The following is a 19408-nucleotide window of genomic DNA, read 5'->3' on the forward strand; positions in this document are numbered from 1 at the left end:
GGCGTCAGCGCAGCCAGCCGCGACGGGTGGCGCCACGCGCGAACAGCCACATCGCCGCGACGACCAGGACCAGCAGCAGCGGCAGGCCCAGGCCGCGCATGCCGGTCAGCGACCAGACCGGCGTCAACGCATAGCTGGCGACCATCTGCACGACGATCGCGACGAGTGACACCCGCAACATCGGCTCTGCCCAGCGGCGCGCGAACAGCAGCGCGACCGAACCGGCCGATCCCGCCAGCGTCGCCAGCCCGAACAGCCCGTAGATCCACAACGGCATCGCCGCGTTGATCTGCTGCTGGTCCAGCGGCAAGGCAGCGCGCTGCTCGGGCGTCATCGACATCTGCAGCGCGAACACCAGCAGGCCGAACAGGTTCCACAACAGCGCGGTCAGCGCGACCACACGGGCGCCCAGCGGCATTCGGGTCTGCATCGGGTGGTCCTTGGTCTGCGGCAACAGCGGCATAGCGTAGCAGCGAGGGCGCACCGCTCCGTCCGAAGGCCGGCGCCTGAAGCGGACACCACGCTGCTGCATGCGAAGTTCCCGAAGCCGCCGCCGGCAGGCGAAAATACGCGCTTCGCCGGGAAACGCCCCGGTCCTCCACCCGGTCCCCGATGAACGTTTCGACGCAGCTGTCCCCCGACGAGATCCGCAGCCTGTTCGCGCAGGCGATGTCGCGCATGTACCGCGACGAGGTGCCGCTGTACGGCACGCTGATGGAACTGGTGTCGGGGGTGAACGCCGCGACGCTGACCGATGATCCCTCGCTGGCCGCGCGCCTGCAGCGCAGCGATGCGCTCGACCGGCTGGACGCGGAACGTCATGGCGCGATCCGTGTCGGCACGCCGCGCGAGCTGTCGACGCTGCGGCGGCTGTTCGCGGTGATGGGCATGCAGCCGGTGGGCTACTACGACCTCGCCGTCGCCGGCGTGCCGGTACATGCGACCGCGTTCCGCCCGGTCGAGGCTGCCGCGCTCGCGCGCAACCCGTTCCGGGTGTTCACCTCGCTGCTGCGGCTGGAACTGATCGAGGACGCCGCGCTGCGCGAGGAAGCCGCCGCGATTCTCGACGCGCGCGAGATCTTCACCCCGCGCGCGCTGGCATTGATCGAGCGCTTCGAGCAGGCCGGCGGCTTGAATGCCGAAGAAGCCGCCGAGTTCGTCGCGCAGGCGCTGGAGACCTTCCGCTGGCACAGCGAGGCCACCGTCTCGCACGCGACCTACCAGGCGCTGTTGTCGGCGCATCGCCTGATTGCCGACGTGGTCTGCTTCCGCGGTCCGCACATCAACCATCTCACCCCGCGCACGCTCGACATCGACGCCGCGCAGGCCGCGATGCAGGCGCGCGGCATCGACGCGAAAGCCGTCATCGAAGGCCCACCGCGTCGCCGCTGCCCGATCCTGCTGCGCCAGACCAGCTTCAAGGCGCTGCAGGAACCGGTGCTGTTTCCCGCCGGCGACAGCGCCGACGCCGGCACGCACACCGCGCGCTTCGGCGAGATCGAACAGCGCGGCCTCGCGCTGACACCCAAGGGCCGCGCGCTCTACGACAGCCTGCTCGCGCGTGCACGCGAGTCGGATGGCGCAGGCAGCACCGGCGATTACGCCGCGCGCCTGGCCGCGGCATTTGCCGACTTTCCGGACGACGACGACACGCTGCGTCGCGAAGGACTCGGCTATTACCGCTACGCATTGACCGATGCGGGACGCGCGGATCCATCGGCCGTCGCGCGCGGCAGCGTCGACGATGCGATCACAGCAGGCCTGGTGACGGCCGACCCGGTGGTCTACGAGGATTTTCTGCCGGTCAGCGCGGCCGGCATCTTCCAGTCGAACCTCGGCGGCGGCGAACAGCGCGCGTATGCCGCGCAGGCGAACCGCGACGCGTTCGAGGCCGCGCTCGGTGCGCGGGTGCATGACGAATTCGGGATCTATGCGCGGATCGAGCGGGATTCGCTGGTGGCGGTAGGGCTGGGAGGCTGAGTCGCTTTCAGCCCTCCGCGCCCTGACCCTTTACGCCCATCCCAACCTTCCCCCGCAGGCGGGGGAAGGAGTCAGTCCCGCGCGCGATCACTGCCCGCCTACAACCACCCCTTCTGCCGCGCCAGCCGATACGCCTCGATCCGGTTCCCCACGCCCAGCTTTCCGATCGCTTCCGACAGGTAGTTGCGCACGGTGCCGTGCGAGAGGTGCAGCTGCGCGGCGATCTCGCTGGCGCTCATGCCCTGCCCGGCCAGGCGCAGCGCTTGGCGCTCGCGTTCGCTCAGCGGGTCGGGTTCGCTCCAGGCTTCCAGCGCGAGCTGCGGATCGATCGCGCGGCCGCCGTCGTGGACACGGCGCAGCGCATCGGCGAGCTGCTCGGCCGGTGCGTCCTTGAGCAGATAGCCGCCTACACCGGCATCCAGCGCGCGGCGCAGGAAACCGGCGCGCGCGAACGTCGTGACGATGACCACGCGCACCGGCAGTGCGTGGCGCTGGATGCGCTGCGCGAGTTCGAGGCCGGTGAGGCCGGGCATTTCGATGTCGGTGACGAGGATGTCCGGCGACAGGCGCTGCAGTTCGCGCCAGGCCGATTCGCCATCGCCGACGCTGCCGACCACCGACAGGTCGTCTTCCAGATTTAGCAGTGCGGTCAGCGCACCACGCAGCATCGCCTGGTCCTCGGCAATGAGGATGCGGAGCGGTGCTTCGGAAGTCGGGATGCGCGGCATGGCGATGACGGTAGCAGTTGGATGGCGGTCGACAAGGCGTACGAGGGCGTGCGATGCGGATCAGTCGCCCTGTGGCGTGACCAGCGGAATGCGCGCATCGATCCGCGTCCCGTCGGCGCCGCTGTCGACGCGCAACTGTCCGCCCAGCGCCTCGATGCGCTCACGCATGCCCGAGAGGCCGTTGCCGGGCACCATCGCACCGCCGCGGCCGTCGTCGCTGACCTGCAGCCGGATCGTGTCGCCTTCGCGCGAGAACTGCGCCTGCGCGCTGTGCGCGTGCGCGTGGCGCTGCAGATTGGTCACCGACTCGCGCAGCGTCATCGCCAGTGCGGTTTCCACGGCGGGCGACAGACCGGCGCCTGCGACGGTGTCGTCGAGGCTGTAGCCGAACGCCACGCCATCGGTCTCCAGCAGCAGTCGCGCGGACGCGAGTTCCGCCGCCAGCCCCGCGGCGCGGATGCCGCTGACCGCCTGTCGCACCTGCGCCAGCGCATCACGGGCGATGCCGCCGACCTCGCCGATCTCGCGCTGCGCACCGAGGGGATCACGCTCGACGAGGCGCGCGGCGAGATCGGCCTTCAACGCGACCATCGACAGCGTGTGGCCGAGCAGATCGTGCAGATCGCGACCGATGCGCTCGCGCTCGCCGACCGCGGCGAGCCTGCGCACTTCGTCGTGCGACAACCGCAGCGCGGCATCCTGGCGGTTCTTCAGCCGCTCCACGTGCACCAGCAGGCCGATCATCACCGTCGTCACCGGCATCCACGCCAGCGCTACCCACGGATAGCCGAGTACGCGTGCCCAGGCCAGCAGCACCGCGTTGAAGACGATCAGCGCGAGCATGTAACGCCAGACCGCGTTGCGCGACAGCGCGCCGAGAAACACGCAGCCGAACACGAAGTAGCTCAGGCTCGACACGTACCAGGGCAGCAGGCCGAAACACAGCGCGATCATGCCGAGCGCGCACCACGGCGAACGACGCGCCGGCAACAGCAGTGCGCCCGCGAACAGCGCGAGGAAGATCGGATACGACAGCAGCGTCAGCAGCATCCAGCGCAGGTCGTACCCGTAGGGCGAGAACATCGGCACGACGAACACCCACACCGACCAGAACACATGGATGCCTTCGCTCCATGCAGGCCGGCCCTGACGCAGCGCGCTGCCGATGATGGAATCCGGCGCGACCCGCAGGCCTGCGAAGGTGCGCATCGTCGTGGCGGTGGTGTCGGTCTGCATGTCGCGCAGCGTAGCCATCTCAGGCGTCCACCAGAAGTGGCGGTCGTGCCGGGATGCGGCGCTCGGCCTGCATCTCAGCGCAGTTCCACGTCGTCGAGTGCGAAGGCGAACAGGCCGTCAGGCTGGCCGGCGGTCCATGCGATGCCGCGCACCTGCGACAGATCTGCGCCCACGAACCCGCCGAGCGGCAGTCGCACTTCGGTCCACGCGCTGCCGGCCTGGAAGCTCTGCATCGCCGGCATCGCGCTTGGCGATGCGCCGGAGAACAGCAGGGCGCTGTAGCGGCGGCCGTCGCCGCGCACGCGGAACACGAGCTCGCGGCGCGACGACAGATCCGCCGGCTGCATCGCCTGCGCGGCCGGGAAGAAGATCACCCCGGACCACGGAAACGCGAAGCCGGGCCTGATCTCGCCGCTCACCGACAGCGCGCCTGCCGAGCCGTTCGCGCCGCCGTCGATCCGTGCATGCGAGACGATCGACGCCCCGCCGGCCATCTGATCGGTGGTCGGCGCCCAGCTGCCGAAGCGCGCGTCGAGACCGATCTCGAAATCGCTGATGCGGGTGTCGCCAGGCACTGCGCCTGCGGCAGCTGCGGCGGCGGGCTGGACGCGTTCGACGCGCGCACCGTTCTTCCACACGGCTTCGATGCGCCGGGTCGCGGTGATGTCGTCCAGCGGATTGCCGTCGACCAGCACCAGATCGGCACGCAGGCCCGGCGCGACCCGGCCACGGTCGGCAATGCCGAAGCGCGCGGCCGGTGCGGAGGTCGCGGCCACCAGCGCCTGCTGCGGCGTCAGCCCGGCCTGCACCAGCAACGCGAGTTCGCCATGCAGGCTGGCGCCCTGTGCGGTACCGGAGTTGGGTGCATCGCTGCCGGCGAGAATCGTCACGCCTGCCGCATGCAGGCGCTGCACGCTGGCGATCGCATCGGCAAGGCGTTGCGGCTTCGGGGTCACCGACATGCGTGCGCCGAGACTGTCGCGCTGTTCCGGCGTCAGCCAAGGCGACAACGCGGTGTCGGCCGCGAGCTGTCGGCCTGCGTCGACGCCGGCCACCGACGCGATCACCACCAGTGTCGGCACGACGAACACATCGCGACGCGCGACATCGGCGACGAAGGCGTCGTCGGCCACGGCATCGTCTGCCACATGCACGAAGCCGTCGACACCGGCCTCCAGCACCTCGCGGGCGCTGGCCTGCGTGGACACGTGGGCGACGGCGACGCGATCGTGCGCGTGCGCCGCGTCGACGACGGCGCGTACCTGTGCGGCGCTCAGCGTCGGCAGCGTGCGGCCCGTCGCGTAGCCGCTGAGATCCTCCACGATCAACTTGATGAAGTCGTCGCCTTCGGCCACGCGTGCGGCGATGAAGGCCGGAATATCGGTGTCGGCATCGACAGTCGGCACCGGGAACCCGTACTGCGTGCCATGGCCGCCGGGTGCGGTGATCGCGGTGCCGGCCGCCCACAGATCGGCCTGCGTGGTGGGCGCAGTGGATTCCCGTTGCGTGCGCAGCGCCGGCAGGCGCTCCGGCATGCCGTGCATGTCGAGCCCGCTGGTCACACCGAAGCGCAGCATGTCCTGCTGCGCGTTGCCCCAGGCATGCACGTGCGCATCGATCAGACCGGGCAGCAGGGTGCGCCCTGCGCCGTCGATCACCTCGACCCCGTCGGGGATCGCCACCCCCGCACCGGCCGCCTCGATGCGGCCGTCGCGCACCACCACCGTGCCGCGTTCGATGACGTCGACACCATCGAAGATGCGCACGTCGTGAATCGCGAACGCGCCCGCCGTGGTCGTCGTGCCCGCTGCGGTCGCGGGCGCCCGTCCCGTCAGTGCCACGGCGCCGCCGAGCACGGCCACCAGTGCCGCCACTGCGGCGACGCCCGGCCAGCGCCGCTGTCCTGTCCTGTTCGCATGTGTCATGTCGGTTCTCCGGATGTCGAAGCGGAACGTCAGGCCGCGCGCGCGAGACGGCGCAGCGCGAGCACGCAGCAGGCCACGGTCACGACGGACAGCACCAGCAGGTGCAGCCACGGCGACGTGGTCGCCGGCTGCCCGGTTGCCCCCAGCGCGATCTGCGCCAGGTGCCAGGCGGGCCACAGCGGGGCCAGTCGCGCGAACACGTCGGGCAGCATCGCCAGCGGCAGCCACAGGCCGGACAGGAAGGCCATCGGCAGGAACAGCAGGTTGACCCAGGCCGGCGCTGCGTTCGCGCTGGCCACGCTGCCGAGCAGCAGGCCGATCGCGCAGAACGGCAGCGCGCCGAGCACGGTCACCGTCCACAGCAGCGCCCACTGCCCCGGCGCCAGTGACACGCCGCCGAACACCGTTGCCAGCAGCGCAAGCTCCAGCACGATGCCGAGTGCGAACAGCATCGCGATCAGCATCCGCGCGATGAGCCACGCGCTCGGCGGCGCGGGCAATGCGCGGCGCAATGCGAAGAAGCCGCGCTCGCGGTCGATCGCCAGCGTGACCGAGAAACCGAACAGGCCCGCGCCCATCGCGCCGAACACGCCGTAGGTCGCGAGCAGGTACCGCGCCGCCTCGCCGCCGCTCCGCCCGCCCATCAGCAGGCCGAACATCACGTAGAACAGCGCCGGAAACAGCAGCGTCGGAATGATGTACATCGGCTCGCGCAGCAGTCGCAGCAGTTCGCAGCGTGTATCGAGCAGATAGCAACGCAGCAACCCGACGCGCGCGCCGGTCTCGATCGTCGTGTCCATCACGCGGCCTCCTGGTTCGAATCGGACATGGGTGTGGCGGCCACGGTCATCGCGACGAAGGCGTCGGCAAGACCGGCGCGTTGCACGTCGAGGTCGGTGAGCTGCGGGTCCGCGTCGAGCAGCCGGCGCAGCACGGCTTCCGCATGCTCGGCCATGACCACCAGTTGCCCGTCGACGCGCTTCGCCGTGCGCACGCCCGGCCAGGTCGCCACGACATCGGCAGGCACGACGGTCGCGCAGCGGATGCGTCGCTGCGCGACCTGCGCACGGATGTCGCCGATGCTGCCGTCGGCACGCACCCGGCCGGCATCGAGCACGACGACGCGATCCGCCAGCGCTTCGGCCTCTTCCAGGTAATGCGTGGTCAGCAGGATGCCGACGCCGTCGGCGACCAGGCTGCGGATCGCGCGCCACACCTGCTGGCGTGCGCCGATGTCGAGGCCGGTGGTCGGCTCGTCGAGGAACAGCAGCTTCGGCCGCCCGCACAGCGCGAGCGCGAACTGCACGCGGCGCTGCTGCCCGCCCGACAGCCGCCCGTAGCGCCGGCCGAGCAGGCCGTCGAGTCCGGCCAGCGCCACGCAATCGGCTATGCTGCGCGGCTGCGGATACCAGCTGCGCGCCAGTGCGAGCAGCTCGCCCACCTGCAGGCGTTCCGGCAACTGCGCCTGCTGCAGCATCACGCCGATGTGGCGACGCGCGGCGAGGTCGGACGGATGCCGGTCGAACAGCGTCACCTCTCCGCTGTCTGCGGCTTGCAGACCGAGCAGGATTTCGATCGCGGTGGTCTTGCCGGCGCCGTTGACGCCGAGCAGGGCGGTGACCTGACCGGGTGGCAGCGTGAGATCGACGCCGTCGAGCGCCTGCACGGTGCCGCGGCGGCGGCGCACGCCACGCAGGCTCGCGAGTGGTGCCGGTGGGTGCGGCGTGGTGTCTGCAGTGAGCGGGGCTGGGCGCATTTCGGGTCCTCCGGGTGGCCTGCAGTCTCGGGCGCGGCGCCCGGCACCGGCAGACGCAGGCGTCATCTCCTGCAGGTGACATCCGTCAGGTGACCCGCGGCCGGGAAGCGCGCAGACTCGGCCCGGCGCATCGCTGCGCCTGCTCTGCTCGGCACCCCGTCGGAAGCTGACTTCCGGCAGGTTGGATCGACAGACCCCCGCGGTCACACTCCCGCCTGTCGTCACGTCCTGCTTTCCATGGAACCCATGAATACCAAGGCCGACCTGCTCAACGAACTCCGCATCGACCGCAAGGCGCCGCCCGAGCCGCCACGTCGACGCGGGCTGTGGATCGCCATCGCGGTCGGCGTGCTGCTGCTTGTCTTGATCGCCGGCTGGGCGCTGTTCGGGCGCGACGGCGGCGTCGAGGTGCGCACCGCCCCGGTCGTCGCGATCGCTGCCGGCGGCGCGAACGCATCGGTGCTCGATGCCACCGGCTACGTCGTCGCCCGCCGCACCGCGACGGTGTCGTCGAAGATCACCGGCCGCGTGCGCGAGGTGCTGATCGAGGAAGGCCAGCGCGTCGAAGCCGGCGAGATCATGGCCACGCTCGATCCGATCGACGCCGATGCGCAGCGCAGCCTGTCGGCCTCGCAGCTCGCCGCCGCGCGCAGCCAGACCGGCAGCGTGCAGGCCCAGCTGGCGCAGGCCGAAGCCGATGCCACCCGTCTGCAGTCGCTGGTCGCGCAGCAGCTGGTGTCGCGCTCGCAGTTCGACCAGGCCGTCGCCCAGCGCGATGCGCTGCGCGCGCAGCTGGTCACCGCGCAGCGCAATACCCAGGTCGCGTCCGCGTCACTGGCGATCGCCGATCTCGGCGTCGACAACACCATCGTGCGCGCACCGTTCGCCGGCATCGTGATCGCGAAGTCCGCGCAGCCGGGCGAGATCGTCTCGCCGCTGTCGGCCGGTGGCGGCTTCACCCGCACCGGTATCGGCACGATCGTCGACATGGATTCGCTGGAAGTCGAAGTCGACGTCGGCGAAGCCTTCATCGGCCGCGTGCAGCCGAAGATGCCGGTCGAGGCGACGCTCAATGCCTATCCCGACTGGAAGATTCCGGCCGAGGTCATCGCGATCATCCCGGCCGCCGACCGCGGCAAGGCGACAGTCAAGGTGCGCATCGCGATCAAGCAGAAAGACGCGCGCATCGTGCCCGACATGGGCGTGCGCGTGAGCTTCCTCGAAGCGCCGAAGGCCGACGATGCGCAGCAGCCGCGCGGCGTGCGCGTGCCGGGCGCGGCCATCGTGCAGCGTGATGGCGCCGACGTCGCCTTCGTGCTCGGCGAGGACGACACCGTGACGCAGCAGACGCTCGAGATCGGCATCGCGCTCGGCAACGACCGTCAGGTGCTGTCGGGCCTCAACGCCGGCGACACCGTCGTGCTCGATCCGCCCGACACGCTGACCGACGGCGCGAAGGTGCGCATGGCCGCCGCCGATAACGAATCCCGCTGATCGCACACCACATCCACCGAGCAGCATCCACTCCGGAGTGCGCCATGTCGTCCCTCGTCAGCATCCGCAACCTGCACAAGACCTATCAGCGCGGCCCGGAAAAGGTCGACGTGCTGCACGGCATCGATCTCGACATCCCGCGCGGCGATTTCGTCGCGCTGATGGGCCCGTCGGGTTCGGGCAAGACCACGCTGCTGAATCTGATCGGCGGTCTGGACACGCCGACCTCGGGCGAGATCGAGATCGAGGGCGAGCGCATCGACCGCATGAGCGCCGGCCAGCTGTCGAACTGGCGCAGCCGCCACGTCGGCTTCGTGTTCCAGTTCTACAACCTGATGCCGATGCTCAACGCGCAGAAGAACGTGGAACTGCCGTTGCTGCTGACCACGCTGGGCGCGGCGCAGCGCAAGCGCAACGCGGAGATCGCGCTGACCCTGGTCGGCCTCGCCGACCGGCGCACGCACAAGCCCAACGAACTGTCGGGCGGCCAGCAGCAGCGCGTGGCGATCGCCCGCGCGATCGTGTCCGACCCGACGTTCCTGATCTGCGACGAGCCCACCGGCGATCTCGACCGGACGAGCGCGGAGGAAATCCTCGGCCTGCTGCAGGAACTCAACCGCGAGCACGGCAAGACCATCGTCATGGTCACGCACGACCCGAAGGCCGCCGAGTACGCCACGCACACGATCCATCTCGACAAGGGCGAGCTGGTCGACACGCCGATCGGCGCGCACTGAGCCACCGCAACCCGGAGACGGCACGATGAAATACCTGTCGCTGGTGTGGGCCCAGCTGTTCCGCAGCAAGACGCGCACGCTGCTGACCCTGCTGTCGGTGGTCGCGGCGTTCCTGCTGTTCGGCATGCTCGATTCGGTGCGCGTGGCCTTCAATTCGGGCGGCAGTGTCGACGGTGCGAACCGGCTGATCGTCGCCTCGCGGCTGTCGATCACGCAGTCGCTGCCGGTGCGCCTGCAGTCGCAGATCGAGTCGATCCCCGGTGTTCGCCAGGTGACCTACGCGATGTGGTTTGGCGGCATCTACCAGGACCAGCGCAACTTCTTCCCGAACTTCTCCGTGGCGCCGAACTTCTTCGACGTCTACGGCGAATACGAGGTGCCGCCCGACCAGTTGCAGGCCTTCCGCGACACGCGCACCGGCGCGGCCGTGGGCGAAACGCTGGCGAAGAAGTTCGGCTGGAAGATCGGTGACACGATCCCGATGCAGGCGACGATCTTCCCGCGCGGCGGCAGCAACGACTGGCCACTGGAACTCAAGGCGATCTTCCGCGCCAGGGACCGCAGCAATGTCGGCGCGGAAAACCAGTTGATGATGAACTGGACCTACTTCGACGAATCCAACGACTACATCAAGAACCAGGTCAGCTGGTTCACCGTGCAGCTGGCGAATGCCGACCAGGCCTCGCGCGTGGCGCAGGCGATCGATGCGATCTCGGCGAACTCCGACCACGAGACCAAGTCGCAGACCGAGTCGGCGTTCCAGCAGGCGTTCGCCAAGCAGTTCGCCGACATCGGCCTGATCGTCACCGCGATCATGGGCGCGGTGTTCTTCACCCTGCTGCTGCTGACCGGCAACACGATGGCGCAGGCGGTGCGCGAGCGCATCCCCGAACTCGCGACGCTGAAGACGCTCGGTTTCACCGACGGTACCGTGCTGGTGCTGGTGATGGTGGAATCGGTGCTGCTGGTGGTGATCGGCGGCCTGGTCGGCCTGGGCCTTGCCTCGGCGATCATGCCCGGGGTCAGCGCGGCGAGCGGCGGCGTGATCGCGCTGCCCACGGTGCCGGCGCAGACCTGGCTGATCGGGCTCGGCCTGATGATCGGCATCGGCATCATCGTCGGTGTGCTGCCGGCGCTGCGCGCGCAGCGACTGAAGATCGTCGATGCGCTCGCCGGGCGCTGACGTCATGACCCGACGCACTGCCTTCCGTTGCACGACGAACCGGATCGGACCGATATGAAAAGCCCGTGGCTCTGGAACCTGCTGTCGATCGTCGCGCTGATTGTCGGCCTCGCGGTGTGGGTGCTGCTGCCCTGGTACGGCGTGCTGGCGATCGCGGTCGCCATCGCGCTGTGGCTGGTGCTCACGCGCGGTGGCCGCCTGGCATTGGCGGCCGCGCGCATCGGCATCAGCAGCCTGCCGCAGCGCTGGGGTGCATCGTCGGTGATCGTGGTCGGCATCGCCGGCGTGGTCGGCGTGCTGGTGGCGATGCTGGCAATGGGCGAAGGCTTCAAGGCGACGCTCAACAGCACCGGCGACGAGACCTCGGCGATTGTGCTGCGCGGCGGCTCGCAGGCCGAGACCAATTCGGTGATCACCCGTGACCAGGTGCCGCTGATCGGCACGCTGGCCGGCATCGCGCGCGATGCGCAGGGCCGCCCGCTGCTGTCGCCGGAGCTGTCGCAGGTGGTCAACCTGCCGTCGAAGGCCGACGGCAGCGACGTCAACGCGCAGTTCCGCGGCGTCGGCGAACTCGCCTGGGCGGTGCACGACAAGGTGCGGGTGATCGAGGGCCGCACGTTCGCGCCTGGCCTGCGCGAGATCGTCGTCGGCCAGGGCGCGCGCAGCCAGTTCCGCGGGCTCGAGGTCGGCAAGACGCTCAATCTCGGCAACCAGAAGTGGACGGTCGTCGGCGTGTTCGCCTCCGGCGATGCGCACGATTCGGAACTGTGGACCGATGCCGAAACGCTCGCTTCGACCTACAACCGTGGCGCCTACCAGTCGATCACCGTGCGCACCGACGGCACCGCCGGCTTCACCGCATTCAAGACCGCGATGGATGCCGACCAGCGCCTGAAACTCGATGTCTCGACGACGCGCGCCTACTACGGCAAACAGTCCGGCCAGCTCGCCACGATCATCAACGTGCTGGGCACGGTGATCGGCGCGATCATGGCGGTCGGCGCGGTCTTCGGCGCGCTCAATACGATGTACGCCGCGGTCGCCGGCCGCGCGCGCGAGATCGCGACGATGCGCGCGATCGGGTTCCGCGGCCTGCCGGTGGTGGTCGCGGTGATGCTGGAGACGATGCTGCTGGCGCTGCTCGGCGGCCTGCTCGGCGGGCTGCTCGCGTGGAGCATCTTCAACGGCTACAGCGTCAGCACGCTGGGCAGCAACTTCAGCCAGGTGGTGTTCCAGTTCAAGGTCTCGCCGGAACTGCTGTGGAATGGCCTGAAGTGGGCGCTGGGCATCGGCCTCGTCGGCGGCCTGTTCCCGGCCCTGCGCGCCGCGCGCCTGCCGGTCACCGCGGCGTTGCGCGCGACATGAGTGCCGCATCGCCCGATACCTTGTCGAACGCCGACATCGCACGCGAGATCCAGTCGCTGCAGAAGCGTGCATTCGAACGCTACGAGGATGCTGCGCTGCGCGCCGAAGCCGATCCGACGCGCGCCGAGGTCATCTATGCCCAGGCCGAACGCGACACCGCCCCATGGATCGCGCGCGCCACTGCGCTCAACGACGAACGCGTCGCGCGTTATCAGCGCCGTGCGAGACGCTGGCGCAATGCGGCGCTGGTGATCGGTGTCGTCGGTGCGGTGTGCGTGGTGTGGATGATGTCGCGTACGGGTTGATTGCCGCGCACGTCTTACGCACAGAGCGTTTCCGCAAGACCACGAACAAAGAAGAGTCGCGTGAGCAATTACGTTTGGAGACCCTCGCCCCACGGGACCTGATTCGTTTCCTGTCTCGGCTGGCGACTGGAACCATGCGTCGTCATTCCCGCGAAGGCGGGAATCCAAGGACCTTCGTCCGCGCGCATGTCCATGGACTCCCGCCTTCGCGGGAGTGACGGAGTATTTGCCAATCCTTCCAGACAAATCAGCGCAATTCCCGCGAAGGCGGGAATCCAGGAACCTTCGTCACATCCGCACGCACGTCCACGGAGGCTCGCTTTCGCGGGGGCTACACCGTCTGCTTGATGTCAGACCCCGCGATCCACCAACCCGTCCTTCAGCGCCTGCGCGACGTCATCCGGTGTGTCGATGTCCTGCGCCAGCGACGGCGCCTGCAGCCGGAACAGATCCTCCTCCGGCAACGCCGCCAGCAACGATCCGAATCCCCGATCCCCTTCCAGCGCATCCACCTGCGCGAACAGCTTGTGCGACAGCACCGCCGGTGCGCCGGGTCGTTCGCCGTGCATCACCGCCGCACATCCCGAACGCACGCTGCGTGCGCCGTCCAGCAGCGCGCGCAGGTGCAGGGCGTTGAGCGCAGGCTGATCGATGCCGGTCACCAGCACCGGACCGCGATGCGCCTGCAGCGCACGCGATGCGGCGACGAGGCTGGCGGACAGACCGTCGCGCCAGTCCGGCACCGCGTGCAGCTCGACGAAGCCGTGCGGCGATGGCGCGAGTTCCGCGGCGACGGCGTCGTGGTACGCGCCGAGCATCACCACGAGCCGGTAGGGATGTGTCTCCGCGACCAGCCGCACGACGCGTGCGACCAGGCTTTCGCCGTCGTGGCGCAGCAGCTGTTTGGGCCTTCCGAGACGCGTGCTGCCGCCGGCGGCGAGCACGATCGCGGCATGCGCGGTGGTCATCGAAGAATTCCCGGGCGACAGGTCGACATGGCCGCACTGTGCCAGAAGGCCGGTGCAGCGACCGCCGCCTGCCGATGAACGGCGACCGTCTGTCATGCAGTTGTCATCGCCGTGCGATAGCGGCGCCTGGCGCCGCGTCGATAGTCTGCGCGGCCGCCTCGCCCCCTCCCATCACCATGCTCCGCCTCGCCGCCCTCCTCGTCGCCTGCCTGCTCGTCGCCGGATTCTCGTCCTGGCCGGGCATGGCGAATTCGCTGGCCGCGAAGCTGGTGGCACCGCCCGGCGCATCGCCGCTGCTGCAGACCGATCGTGTCGAGGCCGCGTTCGCGCGGCTGCCGAACCGCAGCGGACACGTCACCACGAGCGACGGCGTGCCGGTGTTCTGGCGCGCGCTCGATCCCGGCGACTACGGCATGGACTACGCGTGGACGCGGCCCGCCGACGATCCGCACGGCGTCGACTTCTCGCTCGATTTCCACCCGCCGTCCGCGTCCGCAGCGACGCCGCGCGGCACCGTCGTGCTGCTGCACGGCTGGATGATGGACGGCGGCTCGCTGCTGCCGTGGTCAATCGCGCTGGCCGAAGCCGGCTATCGCACGATCACCCTGGACCTGCGCAATCACGGCCGTTCCGGTCATGCGCCGTCGGGCTACGGCACGCGCGAGGCCGGAGACGTCGTCGACGCGGTTGCCGCATTGCGCGAGCAGGGCGAGATCGCCGGCCCGCTGCACATGTTCGGTGTGTCCTACGGTGCGGCGACCGCGCTGTTCGCGGCGGCCGATCCGCGCCTGCACGCCGAACGTGTCGTCGCGCTCGAATCCTTCGACAATGCCGGCGCTGCGATCCGCGACATGGTGCCGTACATGCTCGATGAAGACGGCGGCAGCTGGCACGCGCAACTCACCCGCCATTGGCTGCGCTGGCGCATCGATGCCTCGGTGCTGGACGCGGCGATCACACGCGCCGGCGACACGCTGTCGCTGCCGCTCGACGGTGTCGATGTCGGCGCCGCATTCGCACAGACGCCGGGGTGCGTGCTGCTGGTGCACGGCGACGCGGATCGACACGTGCCGGTCGAACATGGACGTGCGCTCGCGGCCGCGATGCCCGGCGCGCGCTATCTGGAACTCGCCGGCGAAGATCACCTCAGTCTGCCGATGCGGCTCGACCGTCTGGCGCCGACCGTCGTCGACTGGTTCGACGCAGCGGCCTGTCCGCAGAGCGCACTCGCTGCGCGCTAGAACCTCCTGCAGGCGCGCGCTTGCATCGGGAGGCCGCGCCGGTTACGCCTGCTGCGCGACGATCCGCCGCCGCGACTGCAGATAACCGTCGACGGCGAACACCACCAGCCCGACCCAGATGAAGCCGAAGCCGATCGCACGGTCGATACCGAAGGCTTCGCCGAAGAAGAACACGCCCAGCAGCAGCTGCAGCGTCGGACCGATGTACTGCAGCAGGCCGATGATCGTCAGCGGCACGCGTCGCACCGCATAGGCGAAGCAGATCAGCGGGATCGCGGTCAGCGCGCCACCGAGCACCAGCAGCACATCGGTCCAGCCACCCCAGCGCAGCGAGAAGAATCCGCCGCCGCCCTGGCTTTCGATCCAGATCAGCGCAATCAGCGCAGGACCGAACACGAACAGGTTTTCGACGCCGAGTCCCTGCACCGCTTCGACCGCGGCGAACTTGCGGATCAGACCGTACAGCGCGAACGAGGTCGCCAGGCACAGCGCGATCCACGGGAAGCTGCCGTAGTTGAAGGTCAGCCATGCGACGCCGCCACCGGCGAGCGCGACCGCGATCCACTGCGGCAGCGACAGCCGCTCGCGCAGGAACACCACGCCGATGACCACGTTGAGCAGCGGATTGATGAAATAGCCCAGGCTCGCCTCGACGACGTGGCCGCTGTTGACGGCCCAGACGTACAGCGCCCAGTTCGCCGCGATCAGGCAGCCCGACATCGCGAGCATGCCGGCGAGTTTGGGTTGCGCGAGGATCTCGCGCAGCCAGCCGCGGCCCTGGCGGATGGTCAGGAACGCGGCGACGAGGATCGCGCACCAGATCGAGCGGTGCAGCACGATCTGCAGCGACGGCACCTCCCGCAGCAGATACCAGTACAGCGGCATCAGCCCCCAGATGACGAAGGCCGCGACTGCGATCCACAGGCCGCGGCGGCTCTGTGCGGCGTCGATCATGGCTCTTCTCCGGCGACTGCCGCGGCCGGTGTCGGGACGGGCTTCTTCGCGCGCGCGCGGCCCAGCGTGATCGCGACCACGGCGACCAGGATTACCGCCATCGCGCCGAGATCGTTGACGTGGAAGCGCTCCGACGCGAGCCACGCGCCGAGCAGCACCGCGATCGCCGGGTTGACGTAGGCATAGCTGCCGGCGAGTGTCGGCCGCACGTTATGCAACAGCCACACGTAGGCGGTGAAGCCGATGATCGAACCGAACGAGGCGAGATACGCGACCGACAGCGTGCCCTTGAGCGTCGGCAGTTCATGGAAACGTTCGCCGATCAGCAGGCCCGCCGCGAGGATGATCACGCCGCCGGCGAGCATCTGCGCCGCGGCCGCCATGAACGGCGACGGCAGATCGCGGCCGCGGCTCCATACCGAACCGAAGGCCCAGGCGAGCGGCGCGATCAGCAAGGCGATGAGGCCGGTCGGCGTCGCGGTCAGCGAACTGCCTGCGTTGAGCCACAGCACGCCGGCGAACCCGACCGCGAGGCCGGCCCATTCGATGCGCGATGGCCGATCGCCACGGATCGCCGCGAACAGGGCGATCCAGATCGGCGCCGAGGCGACTGCGACTGCCGCGAGACCCGACGACACACTCTGTTCGGCGATACAGACCATGCCGTTGCCCAGACCGAGCAGCAGCACGCCCATCGCGAGCAGCGTCTTCCACTGGTTGCGCGTCGGCGCCGGCACGCCGCGCAGGCGCAGCGCCGCGTACATCAGTCCACCGGCGACGATGAAACGCATGCCCGCCATCAGCAACGGTGGATAGCCGCCCTCGAGGGCGAAGCGGATCGCGAGATAGGTCGACCCCCAGACGAGATAGACGGCCGTCAGTGCCAGCGCGATGGCCAGGACCGAGGCGGGACGCGACACCGGCGCGACGCTCATGGGGCTTCCGAAAGAAGAGACGACCGCGGATGCGGGAGCGGAATTCTACGCCTGCGGCCCGTTGCACGGCTGGAACGGTGGAGTTGCAGTCCTGCTGTAGGCGCGCGCTTGCGCGCGATGCGGCGTGACCGAGGAAAGCCAGATCGCGCGCAAGCACCCTCCTACAAGTACGAAAAAGCCGCCGCGATCACTCGCGGCGGCTTCGTCTTGAAACGTGTCGGTGGCTCAGCGCGCCCAGCGGCCCGGGGCGGTCGAAACGGGGAGCACCGTCGCCGACAGGTCACGGTCCGCGTTGAGCAGGCGCACCGCGTCGGCCAGGATCGCCGCCGACTCGCGCAGCAGCGGATCCGGGCGATCTTCGGCGGCCTTCTCTAGGCGGTTCTGCTGGGCGATCGCACGCTCGCTGGCTTGCAGGCCATCGTCGTCGGAATCGTCGGCCAGCGGGTCGAGCTCCAGACCCAGTGCACGACGCTCTTCCTGACGCACCTGGCGCTTCTCGGTCTGCCGGTCCCGCTCGGTCCGGCGCTCGGCCTCGTTCAGCGATACGAACTTCTTCTCGCGTTCCGCGCGGAACTCGGCGATGTCCTCGGCCCACCAGACGAATTCCTTGTCCGTCGCCACGCGCGTGTCGTGCAGCGCTTCGAGACGCGGCAGCAGCGGCGCGAAGTCGCCGTACTGGGTGTGCGGCACGGCCGCGATGCGGGTCCACGGGAGCGCGTTGTCGTAGGTGCTCTCGCCGAACTCGGTGGCATCGACCGTCACCGGAAAGTGGATGTCCGGCTCGACGCCCTTGTTCTGCGTACTGCTGCCGCCGGGCAGGAAGAACTGCGCGATGGTCAGCTTGACTTGGCCGAAGCGCTTGGTCTCGTTCGCCGGCCAGCGGTCGAGGTCGACCAGGTTCTGCACCGTGCCCTTGCCGAAGGTGGTCTCGCCGATGATCAGGCCGCGACCATAATCCTGGATGGCCCCCGCAACGATTTCCGAGGCAGACGCGGAACCGCGGTTGATCAACACCGCCAGCGGACCGTCCCATGCCACACCGGGCTCGCGATCGCCCTGCACGCCGACCCGGCCACCGGCCTCGCGCACCTGCACGACGGGACCCTGGTCGATGAAGAGACCGGTCAGTTCGACCGCCTCGTTGAGCGAGCCGCCACCGTTGTTGCGCAGGTCGAGCACGACGCCGTCGACCTTCTTCGCCTTGAACTCTTCGAGCAGCCGCGCGACGTCGCGCGTCGCGGACGCGTACTCGCCATCGCGGTTCCGGCGACCTTCGAAGTCCTGGTAGAACGCCGGCAGCTTGATCACACCGATCTGCTTCTCGCGGCCACCCTCGGTGTCGGCCGGCAGGGTCAGCGTCTCGGCCTTGGCCGCCTGTTCTTCCAGGCGTACGCGGGCACGGGTGAGCGTGATGCGCACCGGCTCGCTGTCGAGCGTGGCCTCGGCCGGCACCACGTCCAGGCGCACCTGGGTGTCCTTCGGGCCCTTGATCTTGTCGACGACATCATCGATGCGCCAGCCGATCACGTCTTCCATCGGCCCGTTGGTGCCCTGGCCGACACCGACGATGCGGTCGCCCGGCTTGAAGCGGTTGCTCATCGCAGCCGGACCGCCGGGGATGACCTCGCGGATCACCACCACGTCGTCCTGCTTCTGCAGCTGCGCGCCGATGCCTTCGAGCGACAGCGACATGCTCTGGTTGAACAGACGCGCCGCGCGCGGATTGAAGTAGTCGGTGTGCGGATCGATCGAGCCGGTGTAGGCGTTGAGGAAGCTGCTGAAGGCGTCCTCGTCGTTGAGCGAGGCGACCGTATTCGCGGTGTTGAGGTAGCGACGGTCCAGCGTCTTGCGGATCTCGTCATCGGCCTTGCCGGCGAGCTTCAGGCGCAACCAGTCGTTGCGCACCGACTGGCGCCACAGGGTGTCCAGCTCGGCCGCGTCGGCCGCCCACGGGGCGTCTTCACGATCGTATTCCCAGCGATCGGTGCCGCTGAAATCGAAGATGTCCTGCTTCAGCAGTTCGCGCGCGCCGGTGATGCGCTCGGCGACACGCTGCTTGTAGAGCGCGAACACTTCCAGCGCCGGCGCCACGTTGCCATCGCGGACGGCGCCGCCCATACCGGCACGCAAGGGCTCGAACCGGTTGATGTCCTGCTGGGTGAAGAAGAGCTTGCCGCCGTCGAGGTTCTCGAAATAGCGGTCGAAGATCTCGCCGGACAGACTTTCGTCGAGCGCGCGCGGCCGATAGGCATAACGGCTGTCGGACAGCAATCCGTAGACCAGCTTCGACGCGGCCACCTGGTCGACATTCGGGGTCGCCGGCGCATCGGTGATGGCGTCTGGCCTGGCCATCAACGCGAGCGGCACCGCGAGCGCGAGGGCAATCAGTGAGCCGGAAACGACGCGGGAAGCTTTCATGCAGAGTCCTGGATTGCGGATGCGGTCATCATGCGACATGCCTTGGAGCCTGTCGCGTGAACAGACGTATCGACAGTGCCGAAAGTTGCACGTCGCATGCAACGGACTGTACGGAAACGGGATGAATCGCCGCTGCGTTCATCGCGGCGTCAGTCGCGCGGGGCGGATCAGAAGCTGGCTGGA

Annotated in this window: 17 protein-coding genes; 7 read left to right on the plus strand and 10 right to left on the minus strand. The window is 69.1% G+C overall.

All coding sequences use genetic code 11. The features are described 5' to 3' along the window. Positions 1-4: 4 nt before the first annotated feature. Positions 5-430 carry a hypothetical protein gene (locus AC3IRM_RS14400; RefSeq protein WP_489203765.1) on the minus strand — a complete coding sequence of 142 codons (426 nt, stop codon included), beginning with the start codon at positions 428-430 and terminating at the stop codon, positions 5-7. A 182-nt stretch (positions 431-612) separates the two neighbouring features. On the opposite strand from AC3IRM_RS14400, the gene hglS reads away from it, so the two are divergent. Continuing rightward, positions 613-1980 (plus strand): 2-oxoadipate dioxygenase/decarboxylase HglS, encoded by a 1368-nt coding sequence (hglS, locus tag AC3IRM_RS14405; protein ID WP_489203766.1) that lies wholly within the window; start codon positions 613-615, stop codon positions 1978-1980. Between the two features lie 98 nt (positions 1981-2078). On the opposite strand, the gene AC3IRM_RS14410 is transcribed toward hglS, so the two are convergent. Genes AC3IRM_RS14410 through AC3IRM_RS14430 form a run of 5 tightly spaced genes read right to left on the minus strand, consistent with a single transcriptional unit; the run spans position 2079 to position 7625 of the window. Next, on the minus strand, positions 2079-2708 hold the full coding sequence (locus tag AC3IRM_RS14410) for a response regulator transcription factor (RefSeq protein ID WP_489203767.1): 630 nt from the start codon (positions 2706-2708) through the stop codon (positions 2079-2081). 60 nt (positions 2709-2768) lie between these two features. Continuing rightward, entirely contained in the window at positions 2769-3962 is a 1194-nt protein-coding gene (locus AC3IRM_RS14415) for a sensor histidine kinase (protein ID WP_489203769.1), read from the minus strand. 56 nt (positions 3963-4018) lie between these two features. Further along, complete coding sequence (locus AC3IRM_RS14420; RefSeq protein ID WP_489203770.1) at positions 4019-5869, minus strand: CIA30 family protein; 1851 nt, start codon at positions 5867-5869, stop codon at positions 4019-4021. 29 nt (positions 5870-5898) lie between these two features. Beyond that, positions 5899-6669: an ABC transporter permease gene (locus tag AC3IRM_RS14425; protein ID WP_489203771.1), complete on the minus strand. Its 771-nt coding sequence runs from the start codon at positions 6667-6669 to the stop codon at positions 5899-5901. After that, positions 6669-7625, minus strand: coding sequence for an ABC transporter ATP-binding protein (locus tag AC3IRM_RS14430; protein WP_489203772.1), 957 nt, complete (start codon positions 7623-7625; stop codon positions 6669-6671). The genes AC3IRM_RS14425 and AC3IRM_RS14430 overlap by 1 nt, the downstream gene beginning before the upstream one ends. 246 nt (positions 7626-7871) lie before the next feature. Here AC3IRM_RS14430 and AC3IRM_RS14435 point away from each other — a divergent pair, with 246 nt between their 5' ends. From AC3IRM_RS14435 to AC3IRM_RS14455, 5 genes are read left to right on the plus strand one after another with little or no spacing between them, the layout of a single operon-like run. After that, the gene (locus AC3IRM_RS14435) at positions 7872-9119 is read left to right on the plus strand and encodes an efflux RND transporter periplasmic adaptor subunit (protein ID WP_489203773.1); all 1248 of its coding nucleotides are present in this window, start codon (positions 7872-7874) and stop codon (positions 9117-9119) included. Positions 9120-9163: 44 nt separating this feature from the next. Next, a complete protein-coding gene (locus AC3IRM_RS14440; protein WP_489203774.1) occupies positions 9164-9856 on the plus strand; it encodes an ABC transporter ATP-binding protein in 693 nt (230 codons plus the stop codon). Between the two features lie 25 nt (positions 9857-9881). Next, positions 9882-11039: an ABC transporter permease gene (locus AC3IRM_RS14445; protein ID WP_489203775.1), complete on the plus strand. Its 1158-nt coding sequence runs from the start codon at positions 9882-9884 to the stop codon at positions 11037-11039. 54 nt (positions 11040-11093) lie between these two features. After that, the gene (locus AC3IRM_RS14450; protein WP_489203776.1) at positions 11094-12404 is read left to right on the plus strand and encodes an ABC transporter permease; all 1311 of its coding nucleotides are present in this window, start codon (positions 11094-11096) and stop codon (positions 12402-12404) included. After that, positions 12401-12709, plus strand: coding sequence for a hypothetical protein (locus AC3IRM_RS14455; protein ID WP_489203777.1), 309 nt, complete (start codon positions 12401-12403; stop codon positions 12707-12709). The genes AC3IRM_RS14450 and AC3IRM_RS14455 overlap by 4 nt, the downstream gene beginning before the upstream one ends. A 350-nt stretch (positions 12710-13059) precedes the next feature. On the opposite strand, the gene AC3IRM_RS14460 is transcribed toward AC3IRM_RS14455, so the two are convergent. After that, positions 13060-13677, minus strand: coding sequence for a nucleotidyltransferase family protein (locus AC3IRM_RS14460; protein WP_489203778.1), 618 nt, complete (start codon positions 13675-13677; stop codon positions 13060-13062). 176 nt (positions 13678-13853) lie between these two features. On the opposite strand from AC3IRM_RS14460, the gene AC3IRM_RS14465 reads away from it, so the two are divergent. Then, complete coding sequence (locus AC3IRM_RS14465) at positions 13854-14918, plus strand: alpha/beta fold hydrolase (RefSeq protein WP_489203779.1); 1065 nt, start codon at positions 13854-13856, stop codon at positions 14916-14918. Between the two features lie 42 nt (positions 14919-14960). Here the strand turns inward: AC3IRM_RS14465 and rarD are convergent, their stop codons facing one another. From rarD to AC3IRM_RS14480, 3 genes are all read right to left on the minus strand, one after another. Further along, the gene (rarD, locus tag AC3IRM_RS14470) at positions 14961-15872 is read right to left on the minus strand and encodes an EamA family transporter RarD (RefSeq protein ID WP_489203780.1); all 912 of its coding nucleotides are present in this window, start codon (positions 15870-15872) and stop codon (positions 14961-14963) included. Next, on the minus strand, positions 15869-16807 hold the full coding sequence (gene yedA, locus AC3IRM_RS14475) for a drug/metabolite exporter YedA (protein ID WP_489203781.1): 939 nt from the start codon (positions 16805-16807) through the stop codon (positions 15869-15871). The genes rarD and yedA overlap by 4 nt, the downstream gene beginning before the upstream one ends. Positions 16808-17032: 225 nt before the next feature. Then, a complete protein-coding gene (locus AC3IRM_RS14480) occupies positions 17033-19225 on the minus strand; it encodes a carboxy terminal-processing peptidase (protein WP_489203782.1) in 2193 nt (730 codons plus the stop codon). Positions 19226-19408 lie beyond the last annotated feature (183 nt).

The organism is Luteimonas sp. KH_071, from assembly GCF_057838005.1.

Excerpts from the sequence above, each read along its gene's own strand:
- hglS (WP_489203766.1), top strand. The coding sequence starts at position 613 with ATGAACGTTTCGACGCAGCTGTCCCCCGACGAGATCCGCAGCCTGTTC.
- AC3IRM_RS14400 (WP_489203765.1), bottom strand. The coding sequence starts at position 430 with ATGCAGACCCGAATGCCGCTGGGCGCCCGTGTGGTCGCGCTGACCGCG.
- AC3IRM_RS14420 (WP_489203770.1), bottom strand. The coding sequence starts at position 5,869 with ATGACACATGCGAACAGGACAGGACAGCGGCGCTGGCCGGGCGTCGCC.
- AC3IRM_RS14440 (WP_489203774.1), top strand. The coding sequence starts at position 9,164 with ATGTCGTCCCTCGTCAGCATCCGCAACCTGCACAAGACCTATCAGCGC.
- yedA (WP_489203781.1), bottom strand. The coding sequence starts at position 16,807 with ATGAGCGTCGCGCCGGTGTCGCGTCCCGCCTCGGTCCTGGCCATCGCG.
- AC3IRM_RS14445 (WP_489203775.1), top strand. The coding sequence starts at position 9,882 with ATGAAATACCTGTCGCTGGTGTGGGCCCAGCTGTTCCGCAGCAAGACG.
- AC3IRM_RS14455 (WP_489203777.1), top strand. The coding sequence starts at position 12,401 with ATGAGTGCCGCATCGCCCGATACCTTGTCGAACGCCGACATCGCACGC.
- rarD (WP_489203780.1), bottom strand. The coding sequence starts at position 15,872 with ATGATCGACGCCGCACAGAGCCGCCGCGGCCTGTGGATCGCAGTCGCG.
- AC3IRM_RS14460 (WP_489203778.1), bottom strand. The coding sequence starts at position 13,677 with ATGACCACCGCGCATGCCGCGATCGTGCTCGCCGCCGGCGGCAGCACG.
- AC3IRM_RS14430 (WP_489203772.1), bottom strand. The coding sequence starts at position 7,625 with ATGCGCCCAGCCCCGCTCACTGCAGACACCACGCCGCACCCACCGGCA.
- AC3IRM_RS14480 (WP_489203782.1), bottom strand. The coding sequence starts at position 19,225 with ATGAAAGCTTCCCGCGTCGTTTCCGGCTCACTGATTGCCCTCGCGCTC.
- AC3IRM_RS14415 (WP_489203769.1), bottom strand. The coding sequence starts at position 3,962 with ATGGCTACGCTGCGCGACATGCAGACCGACACCACCGCCACGACGATG.
- AC3IRM_RS14410 (WP_489203767.1), bottom strand. The coding sequence starts at position 2,708 with ATGCCGCGCATCCCGACTTCCGAAGCACCGCTCCGCATCCTCATTGCC.
- AC3IRM_RS14435 (WP_489203773.1), top strand. The coding sequence starts at position 7,872 with ATGAATACCAAGGCCGACCTGCTCAACGAACTCCGCATCGACCGCAAG.
- AC3IRM_RS14465 (WP_489203779.1), top strand. The coding sequence starts at position 13,854 with ATGCTCCGCCTCGCCGCCCTCCTCGTCGCCTGCCTGCTCGTCGCCGGA.
- AC3IRM_RS14450 (WP_489203776.1), top strand. The coding sequence starts at position 11,094 with ATGAAAAGCCCGTGGCTCTGGAACCTGCTGTCGATCGTCGCGCTGATT.
- AC3IRM_RS14425 (WP_489203771.1), bottom strand. The coding sequence starts at position 6,669 with ATGGACACGACGATCGAGACCGGCGCGCGCGTCGGGTTGCTGCGTTGC.